The organism is Actinocatenispora comari, from assembly GCF_017312725.1.
Classification (GTDB): Bacteria; Actinomycetota; Actinomycetes; order Mycobacteriales; family Micromonosporaceae; genus Actinocatenispora; species Actinocatenispora comari.
Map to the genome: position 1 here is coordinate 89,435 of NZ_BOPO01000001.1, position 9,392 is coordinate 98,826.

8 protein-coding genes and 1 tRNA gene are annotated in these 9,392 nt (G+C 70.5%); 8 read left to right on the forward strand and 1 reads right to left on the reverse strand.

What is annotated here, in order from left to right; translation table 11 throughout:
- Window positions 1-119 precede the first annotated feature (119 nt).
- Both NUM_RS00440 and NUM_RS00445 read left to right on the forward strand, forming a co-directional pair.
- Complete coding sequence (locus NUM_RS00440; RefSeq protein WP_207122455.1) at window positions 120-695, forward strand: TetR/AcrR family transcriptional regulator; 576 nt, start codon at window positions 120-122, stop codon at window positions 693-695.
- Between the two features lie 74 nt (window positions 696-769).
- The gene (locus NUM_RS00445; RefSeq protein ID WP_207122456.1) at window positions 770-1,558 is read left to right on the forward strand and encodes an SDR family oxidoreductase; all 789 of its coding nucleotides are present in this window, start codon (window positions 770-772) and stop codon (window positions 1,556-1,558) included.
- Window positions 1,559-2,305: 747 nt separating this feature from the next.
- Here the strand turns inward: NUM_RS00445 and NUM_RS00450 are convergent.
- Window positions 2,306-2,388: transfer RNA gene (locus tag NUM_RS00450), tRNA-Leu, on the reverse strand.
- Window positions 2,389-2,608: 220 nt separating this feature from the next.
- On the opposite strand from NUM_RS00450, the gene NUM_RS00455 reads away from it, so the two are divergent.
- The 6 genes from NUM_RS00455 to NUM_RS00480 form a co-directional block, all read left to right on the forward strand.
- A complete protein-coding gene (locus NUM_RS00455; protein WP_225918233.1) occupies window positions 2,609-3,400 on the forward strand; it encodes an FhaA domain-containing protein in 792 nt (263 codons plus the stop codon).
- Window positions 3,400-3,888 carry an FHA domain-containing protein FhaB/FipA gene (locus NUM_RS00460; RefSeq protein ID WP_207122457.1) on the forward strand — a complete coding sequence of 163 codons (489 nt, stop codon included), beginning with the start codon at window positions 3,400-3,402 and terminating at the stop codon, window positions 3,886-3,888. Before NUM_RS00455 ends, NUM_RS00460 begins: the two co-directional genes overlap by 1 nt.
- A 243-nt stretch (window positions 3,889-4,131) precedes the next feature.
- Window positions 4,132-5,520: a PP2C family protein-serine/threonine phosphatase gene (locus NUM_RS00465; protein ID WP_207122458.1), complete on the forward strand. Its 1,389-nt coding sequence runs from the start codon at window positions 4,132-4,134 to the stop codon at window positions 5,518-5,520.
- A 7-nt stretch (window positions 5,521-5,527) separates the two neighbouring features.
- A complete protein-coding gene (locus NUM_RS00470; RefSeq protein ID WP_225918234.1) occupies window positions 5,528-7,012 on the forward strand; it encodes an FtsW/RodA/SpoVE family cell cycle protein in 1,485 nt (494 codons plus the stop codon).
- Window positions 7,009-8,472 (forward strand): penicillin-binding transpeptidase domain-containing protein, encoded by a 1,464-nt coding sequence (locus NUM_RS00475; protein WP_207122459.1) that lies wholly within the window; start codon window positions 7,009-7,011, stop codon window positions 8,470-8,472. The genes NUM_RS00470 and NUM_RS00475 overlap by 4 nt, the downstream gene beginning before the upstream one ends.
- Before the next feature lie 37 nt (window positions 8,473-8,509).
- Window positions 8,510-9,392: serine/threonine-protein kinase (locus NUM_RS00480; protein WP_207122460.1), on the forward strand; the 883-nt coding region annotated here is incomplete at its 3' end.

Genomic DNA, 9,392 nt, shown 5'->3' on the forward strand with positions numbered 1-9,392 from the left:
CCGCCTGACCGCGGATGCCGCCTGACCGCGGATGCCGCCTGGCCGCACCGTCGATGTCGGACGAGCCGAGCACCGGGCCCGTTATTGACCTACAGGTCTAGAACTGTTAGCGTGTCGACATGGCCAGGCCGCGGAAGTTCGACGACGACGAGGTGATCGATCGTGCGATGGACGCGTTCTGGACCAACGGCTACTTCAACACCTCGCCGGCGCAGCTCGCGGCGGCGACCGGGATCGGAAAGGGCAGCCTCTACAACGCCTTCACCAGCAAGCGCGACCTGTTCGACCGCGCGCTGAGTCGCTACGACGCGATCGGCGCCGAGTTCGCCGAGCAGAGCCTGGCCAAGCCGGGTACGACCCGCGAGGTCGTCGCCGGCTTCCTGCGCTCCCTGGTCGAGGCGGACCTGGCCGGCCCGGTGCGGCGCGGCTGCCTCGCGGTGAACACGTCGGTCGAGCTGGCCGGGCAGGACCCGGAGATCCAGCGCGCGGTGCAACGGATGCAGCAGCACACCATCGCCGCGCTCACCGACCGGATCGCCCGCGGCCGCCGGGACGGCGACGTCGACCCCGACGTCGACCCCCGCGGGTACGCGGAGTTTCTGATGAACACGATCGTCGGCCTGCGGGTCATGGCGAAGACGAACGACGCACCCATGCTGCACCGCATCATCGACTCGGCTGTCGCCGGACTCTGACCTTCTCGTACCACCCGGGTTGGGGCCGACGTGCGCCCAAATTTTTGTCCTGTAGGTCAAGAAAGGAACCCCCGATGGAACTCGCACTCACCGGAAAGACCGCCGTCGTCACCGGCGCCAGCCGCGGGATCGGCCTCGCCGTCGTCGAGGCTCTCGCCGACGAGGGCGTCCGGGTACTCGGCGCCGCCCGTACCGTCACGCCGGAGCTGACGAAGTACGCGGCGGCGACGGTCGCCGTCGACCTCTCCACCCGCGAGGGCGCCACGTCCGTGGTCGACGCCGCGCTGGCCGAGTTCGGCGGGATCGACATCCTGGTCAACAACGTCGGCGGCGGCGACGCCGACCAGATGACCCTCGGCGGCGTGCTCGACATCGACCACGACCAGTGGCGCCGGATGTTCGACCTCAACCTGTTCAGCGCCGTCTGGACGACCCGCGCGGCGCTGCCGAGCCTGCTCGACCGGCGCGGTGCGATCGTCAGCATCTCCTCGATCAACTCCCGGATGCCCGCCACCAGCCCGGTCGGCTACGGCGAGGCCAAGGCGGCACTCACCGCCTTCGGCAAGCGGCTGAGCGAGGAGTACGCGCCGCGCGGCCTCCGGGTCAACACGGTGTCGCCGGGCGTCGTCGGCAGTTCGCTGTGGCGCGGGGAACACGGCTTCGGCGCGAAGCTGGCCGCCGCCAGCGGGGTCGACCACCAGGACTTCCTGGCCGCGATCCCGCAGCAGTTCGGGATGGCCTCGCCGCGGATCACCGAGCCGGCCGAGGTGGCGGCGCTGGTCACGTTCCTCGCCTCCGAGGCGGCCGGCAACGTGGTCGGCTCCGATTTCGTGATCGACGGCGGCACGATCAAGACCGCCTGACGCTGTACTGCGCCAGGGGGGCTGGGGAGACTGTGGTCGCTCGCGCGGCGTCGCTCGGGGTGGCGGGGCAGAGCCCACCTCTGCTCGTTTTCTCCACCCTCGTGGGGAACCGTGGGGAGGGGGCTTCGCCCCTCCCCACACCCCTCCCCGTCAAGGGGGCCTTCGCCCCCTTGACCATCCCCCGTCGGACCACCAGAGACGAGATCCTGACCCCACCTGGCTCGCCTCGGAAGCCCAGCCCCCGGTGATGGTGTGCTGACCCCGCCTGGCCGCCTCGGAAGCCCAGGGCCAGGTGAGGTTGGCCCTACCCGCCTGGCCGCGTCGGAAGCCCGGGGCCAGGTGATGGTGGCCCGACCCCGCCGGCCCGGCCTCGGGAGGGCGGGGCCAAGTGAGGTTGGCCCGACGCTGCCTGGCCGGCTTCGGAAGGTGGGGGCCGGGCGATCGGGGCACGGTCTGGTTCGCTGCGCGCCGGTATCGGAAAGGTCGGGATCGGCGCGCATCGAAGCGGCGGCCCCGTCGCGAAAGCCGTCAAGGACGCCCAGCTTCAGTGAGTCAACTTCAGTGAGTGGGGTGCCCGCCCGCGAAGCGGGCCGGGCAAACCGGACGTTGGTCGAAGCCCACGCCCGGCAGCGCCGGACGCCGAGGAACCCGCAACGCGGGGGTCCGGGGGGCTCGGCCCCCGGGCTGGCACAAGGATGGCGACCCGGCTCGCGCTTTCCGCGAGCACAGGCCGCCAGAGCCATCCGGTGGGGAAGGGGGGAGTTGAACCCCCACGCCCTTTCGGGCACACGGACCTGAACCGTGCGCGTCTGCCATTCCGCCACTTCCCCGTGGCCGCACCCGTCGTCCGCATGGATTTCCGGGGGCGTTCGCGGGTACATAGGTTACAGTGCCCGCCGGACCAGGATGCCGATGGCCCCGGGTCCGCTCTCCGAGCAACATGGTGCAAGCTCAGACAGCGGCGAAAGCCTAACACGAGGAGGAACGCTCCTGCCGACGGGAGTGGTCTCGCCCGATACCATCGGGGTCACGGATGCCGAGGAGGAGCCGGTGAGCGTTCTGCAACGCTTCGAGAAGCGGTTGGAGAACTTGGTGGAGGGCACCTTCGCCAAGGTCTTCAGGGGGGTCGTCCACCCGGTGGAGATCGCCAGTGCCATGCAGCGTGAGGCCGAGGCGCACAAGGCGATTCTCGCCGGTGGGCGCACGTTGGTCCCCAACCGGTACGTGATCGATCTCTCGCCCTACGACCACAGTCGCCTCGCGCCGTACGCGGCGGCGCTGGCGCAGGAGCTGGCCCAGACCCAGGCCGAGTTCATCGGCGAGCAGGGCTGGACGGTGTACGGCGACGTCATCGTCGAGATCGAGCGCGGCGAGGGGCTCGACACCGGCATGTTCCGGGTGACCGCCGAGGTCTACACCGGCGGTCAGCAGCCGGAGCAGCCGCCACAGCAGCAGCAGGGGTACGACCAGCAGTACCAGCAGGGTCCGCCGCCGCCCGGCCCGGGCCCGGAGGCGTACCAGACGTCCGGCCCGCCGGCGCCGCCGATGGGGCAGGGCACGCCGAACGCCCGGATGGTGTCGAACGACGGCCGGCAGTTCGCGCTGGCGATCGGGTCGACGATCATCGGCCGGGGTGAGCAGGCGCAGCTGCGGCTGGCCGACGTCGGGATCTCGCGCCGGCATGCCCGGCTCGACTTCGACGGCACCCGGGTGGTGTTGACGGACCTCGGTTCGACCAACGGCACCGTGGTGAACGGGCAGCGCATCTCGGCGGTGGCGCTGCGGCCCGGGGACGTGATCCAGTTCGGTACGACGTCGCTGACGTTCCACGTGGACGGCTGATGCCGGAGATCGTCCTGGTCGTTGCCCGGTTCGGTTTCCTGGCGTTGCTGTGGATCTTCGTGTTCGCGGTCGTCGGGGTGGTGCGGCGGGACCTGTGGTCGTCCTCGCGCGGCAACCGGCTGGTGGCGGCGCCCCCGCGCGGGACGCAGCCGGCATCGGTGCCGCCGCCGCCGGCGCGGCCTCGCGCCACGCCGGGGCGACCGCGGCTGCTGGTGGTCACCGAGGGGCCGCTGGCCGGTACCCAGATCACCTTGGGAGATCACCCGATCACGATGGGCCGGGCGGAGAATTCCACCCTGGTGTTGAGCGACGACTATGCGTCCACCCGGCATGCCCGGCTGGTGGCGCGCAACGGGGACTGGTTCGTCGAAGACCTTGGCTCGACCAACGGCACGTATCTGGATCGCGCTAAGGTCTCCGGACCAACCCCTGTCCCCCTCGGTGTGCCGATCAGGATCGGTCGCACCGCCCTTGAGCTACGGCCGTGACTATGACCTTCCGGTGTCCCGTTCCACTCCGTCCCCCCGGTGAACGCGTCTCCGGCGCTGCGGTGACCCGTTTCCCGCAGCTCGGTCCGCGCGGAGGTCCTCCCGTGACTGTTCCCAGCGCCGTCCTCCGCACGCCGATGCCAGCACCGGAGGCCGCCTCATGACAGTGCCCCCCGGCGCCCCCCTGCGCTGCGCGCCTCGCTCGCTGACGCCCGCCGCGATGCTCGCTACGGAGGCCGCCTCATGACGCTCACCCTCCGTTTCGCCGCGCACTCGGACCGCGGCCTGATCCGGGACGGCAACCAGGACTCGGTGTTCGCCGGCCCGCGGCTGCTGGCGGTCGCCGACGGCATGGGCGGCATGGCCGCCGGTGACGTCGCCAGCAACATCGTGATCGGCACCCTGGCGCCGCTGGACGACGACGTACCCGGCTCCGACCTGGTCGACGTGCTGCGCAACGCGGTGTCCGAGGCGAACCAGCGGCTGCGCGCCACGGTGGCGGCGAACCCGCAGATGGAGGGCATGGGTACGACGCTGACCGCGTTGCTGTTCTCCGGCACCCGGTTCGGCCTCATCCACGTCGGCGACTCGCGGTGCTACCTGCTGCGCGACGGGCAGTACGCGCAGATCACCAAGGACGATTCGTACGTGCAGATGCTGGTCGACGAGGGCCGCATCACGCCGGAGGAGGCGACGAACCACCCGCAGCGGTCGCTGATCACCCGCGCGCTGCAGGGCGAGGACGTCGAGCCGGAGTTCTCGGTGCGCGAGGCGCACGCCGGCGACCGCTACCTGGTCTGCAGCGACGGCCTGCACGGCTTCGTCAGCGACGAGACCATCAGCGAGACGATCCGGTCCATCCCGGACACCCAGGAGTGCGTGGACCGGCTGATCCAGCTGGCGTTGCGGGCCGGCGGCCCGGACAACGTCACGGTGATCATCGCCGACGTGGTGGAGGGTGTGTTCCCGGAGCAGTCGCCGATCGTCGGTGGCGCCGCCGCGCAGGACCGCGGCAACGTCACGGTGGCCGACCCGAACAGCCCGGCGGCCCGGGCGGCGCTGGCGCAGCAGCCGCCGCGGCCGCCGGCTCCGCCGGAGCCGACCGAGCCGGACGACGCCGACGCCCGCCGCCGGCACCCGGTGCGCAACAGCCTGATCGTGCTCGCCGTGCTGGTGGTGCTCGCCGGCGGCGGTTTCGGCGTGTGGCGCTACACCCAGGCGCAGTACTTCGTGGGCGCCACCGACGACGGCTACGTGGCGGTGTTCCGTGGCGTGCCCGGCAAGGTCGTCGGGCTGCAGCTGTCCACTGTGGACGTCAAGAGCGACACGAAGACCAGCGAGCTGACCCAGCTGGTGCGCAATCGGGTGACGCAGGGTATCGACAGCCCGAACCGCACCAGCGCGCTGAACACGCTGCGCGAGCTGACCGACGACAGCACCGGGAACCCGAACATGCTGCCGGTCTGCGAGACCCCGACGCCGACGCCGAGTTCCACGCCGAGCGCGAGCCGTTCGCCGAAGCCGACCGGTTCGGCCGCGTCCAAGTCGGCGAAGCCGTCGCACCCGGCGAGCAAGTCCCCGTCGCCGACCCCGTCCCCGGTGCCGTCCGGCGCCTGCCGACCGGCCCGGTAGCGGATCCGTGACCTCGCCCAACCTCGCCTACCCGACCGCGACACCATCCGGTGCCGCGGCGGGCGGACGTGCGCGCACCGGCCGGAACACCGAACTGCTGCTGTTGCTGTTCGGCTTCGTGATCACGGTGGTGCTGTCCGCGGCGAGCGAGGGTGCGCTGATCGACACGATCCGGCTGGACAGCCTGGTGCTGCCGTTCCTGGTGCTGCTGCTCGGGCTGCTGGCGCACGTGCTGGTCCGGATCTTCGCGCCGTACGCGGATCCCGTGCTGCTGCCGCTGGCGATGCTGATCAACGGCATCGGGGTGGTGGTGATCCACCGGGTCGACGTGCCGAGCGAGACCGACGACAGCTTCAGCAAGTTCGCCACCATCGGGCCGTTCGACGGGCTCGGCGTCCAGCAGGTGCTGTGGTCCGGGGTGGCCGTGGTGTGCTTCTGCATCGTGCTCGCCGTGGTGCGGGACCACCGCACGCTGTCCCGCTACGCGTACACGCTGGGGCTGGTGGGCATCGTGCTGGTGGCGATCCCGGCGCTGCTGCCCGGCCGGTTCAGCGAGGTCAACAACGCGAAGGTGTGGATCACCATCCCCGGGGTGGCGAGCGTGCAGCCCGGTGAGTTCGCGAAGCTCGCCCTGTTCGTGTTCTTCGCCTACTACCTGGTGCGCAAGCGCGAGGTGCTGTCGCTGGCCAGCAAGCGGGTGCTCGGGATCGAGTTCCCGCGGCCCCGTGACCTGGGGCCGGTGCTGGTGGTGTGGGTGCTCAGCGTGCTGATCCTGGTGGTGGAGAAGGACCTCGGGTCCTCGCTGCTCTACCTGGGCACCTTCGTGGTGATGCTCTACATCGCGACCGAGCGGCGCAGCTGGCTGATCATCGGTGCCATCCTGTTCGGCTTCGGCGCGGTGGTGGCCTACTCGCTCGGCACCTGGCTCGGGCCGTTCCGCAACTTCCACGACCGGGTCAACTTCTGGCTCGACCCGATGTCCGACCCGCTGGGCAACACGTACCAGCTGTCCCGGTCGCTGATCAGCCTCGGGGTCGGTGGCCTGCTCGGCACCGGGCCGGGCGCCGGCGATCCGACCTCGGTACCGCTGCCGCGCAGCGACTTCATCGTCGCCACCATCGGCGAGGAGCTCGGCATGTTCGGGCTGACCGCGCTGCTGCTGGTCTACCTGCTGATCGTGCTGCGCGGGGTGAAGGCGGGCACGATGGCCCGCGACCCGTTCGGCAAGCTGCTCGCCGCTGGCCTGGCGTTCTCCGTGGCGTTGCAGGTCTTCGTCATCGTGGGTGGGGTGACCGATCTGATTCCGCTGACCGGTCTGACCACGCCGTTCCTGTCCTATGGCGGTTCGTCGCTGGTGGCGAACTGGATCCTGATCGCGATGCTGATCCGGATCTCGAACGACTCACGTGCGCCCGGGCAGGTGACCGGTGGCGGCCGCGGCAATCCACCGCCGCAGCTGCAGAGCGTCGCGACGGAGGTGATCAAGCTGTGAACCGTACCTTGCGACGCTCCGCGCTGGTGGTGTTCGTGCTGTTCCTGGCGCTGCTGGGGAACCTGACCCGGGTGCAGTTCTTCCAGGCCCGCAGCCTGGCGGAGAACCCGGCGAACCCGCGCATCCTGAAGGACGCGTACGACACGCCGCGGGGCACCATCATGGTCGGTCGCGACCCCGTCGCGTACAGCAAGGACACCGGCGGCGTGCTGCGCTACCAGCGGTACTACCCGAAGGGCGAGGAGTACGCGCCGATCACCGGTTACACGTCGCTGGTCTACGGCAGTACCGGCATCGAGCGGTACGAGAACTCGATGCTCAACGGCACCGACGACACCCTGCTGACGCAGAAGCTGTCCGACACCGTCACCGGCAAGAAGTCGGCCGGGGCGAACGTGCTGCTCACGATCAACGCCAAGGCGCAGGACGCGGCCTGGAACGCGCTGAAGGGTCGCAAGGGTGCGGCGGTGGCGGTGGATCCGAAGACCGGGAAGATCCTCGCCCTGGTCACCTCGCCCAGCTTCGACCCGAACCCGCTGGCCAGCCACGACGACGCCACGATCAAGAAGGCCTGGAACTCGTACGACCCGAGCAGCGGCTCGGGCCCGATGGCGAACCGGGCGCTGGGTGGCGGCGGCCCGTGGCCACCCGGTTCGACGATGAAGGTGATCGTGTCGGCCGCCGCGCTGGAGAACGGCTACAATCCGGACACCAACATCCCGGCCGGGTCGAGCTACCAGCCGTCCGACGGGGGCAACGAGATCCACAACGACGTGCCGTCGATCTGCCCGCAGGACCAGGTGACGATGCTCGTCGCGTTGCGTGACTCGTGCAACACCGGATTCGCCCGGCTCGGCGTGAAGCTCGGCGCGGACACGGTGATCAACAAGGCGGAGCAGTTCGGGCTGAACAAGTCGATGACGATTCCGATGCTCGGCCAGGACCAGGGCATGCCGGTCGCGAAGAGCGTCACCGGCGACCCGAAGGGCGATTCGCAGGTCGCGCAGTCGTCGATCGGGCAGTTCAACGTGGCGGAGACGCCGCTGCAGGAGGCGATGATCGCCGGCGCCGTGGCCAACGACGGCACCGAGATGACGCCTTATCTGGTACAGGAGATCCAGGGCACCGACTACTCTGCGTTGCGGACTGCGCAGGAACACAAGTACGGTCAGCCGATCAGCGCCGACACCGCGAGCAAGCTGCGCGAGATGATGAACGCGGTCGTCTCGTCCGGTACCGGGCGAAACGCGCAGATCGACGGGATCGAGGTCGGCGGCAAGACAGGTACCGCCGAGCACGGCAACGGGGCGCCGGAGCACGGCTGGTTCATGGGTTATGCGCGCGACAACGGCGACCCGAAGGTGGCCGTGGGCGTGTTTCTTGAGTCGGCCGGTGAGAGCGGCAGCGGGGACGCCACCCAGATCGGCGGCGACATCATGAAGGCGGTGCTGGGCAAGTGACCACGACCGCGCGCGCGAGAACGAAGGGATCGAGCACATGCTGACCCCCGGGGGCACACTGGGCGGTCGCTACCGGCTGACCGAGCGGATCGCCAGCGGTGGCATGGGCGACGTGTGGAAGGCGGAGGACACCGTCCTCGGCCGCGTCATCGCGGTCAAGATCCTGCAGTCCGCGCTGTTGTCCGAGCCGGGCTTCATCGAGCGGTTCCGCGCCGAGGCCCGGGTCATGGCCACGATCAACCATCCCGGCGTCGTCAAGGTGTACGACTACGGCGAGACCGAGATCGACGGCGGCGGCCAGGTGGCCTACCTGGTCATGGAGTACGTCGAGGGCGAGGCGCTGTCCACCACGCTGGCCCGGGTCGGCCGGCTCACCCCGGCCCGCACGATGGACCTGCTGGCGCAGGCCGGTGAGGCGCTGCACGCCGCGCACGAGCACGGCATCGTGCACCGGGACGTGAAGCCGGGCAACCTGCTGGTCCGGCCGGACGGGCGGCTGGTGCTGACCGACTTCGGCATCGCCCGGTCGGCGATGTCCGGGCAGCTCACCACGGCCGGCTCGATCCTCGGCACCGCCTCGTACGTGTCGCCCGAGCAGGCCACCGGCAACGGCAACATCACCGCCGCCTCCGACGTGTACTCGCTGGGGGTGGTCGGCTACCAGTGCCTGTCCGGGCGCCGCCCGTTCGAGGGCGAGAACCCGATCCAGGTCGCGATGAAGCACATCCGCGACGTGCCACCCCCGCTGCCCGCGGACGTACCGCAGGGCGCGCGCGAGGTGGTCGACCGGGCGATGGCGAAGGACGTGGCCCAGCGCTGGCCGAGCGCGTCGGCGATGGCGCAGGCCGCCCGCCGGGTCGCGTCCGGCGCACCGACCGCGTCGTTCGGCGCCGGCGCGGCCGGGGCCGGGGGGCCGCAGC

Excerpts from the sequence above, each read along its gene's own strand:
- NUM_RS00440 (WP_207122455.1), top strand. The coding sequence starts at position 120 with ATGGCCAGGCCGCGGAAGTTCGACGACGACGAGGTGATCGATCGTGCG.
- NUM_RS00445 (WP_207122456.1), top strand. The coding sequence starts at position 770 with ATGGAACTCGCACTCACCGGAAAGACCGCCGTCGTCACCGGCGCCAGC.
- NUM_RS00460 (WP_207122457.1), top strand. The coding sequence starts at position 3,400 with ATGCCGGAGATCGTCCTGGTCGTTGCCCGGTTCGGTTTCCTGGCGTTG.
- NUM_RS00465 (WP_207122458.1), top strand. The coding sequence starts at position 4,132 with ATGACGCTCACCCTCCGTTTCGCCGCGCACTCGGACCGCGGCCTGATC.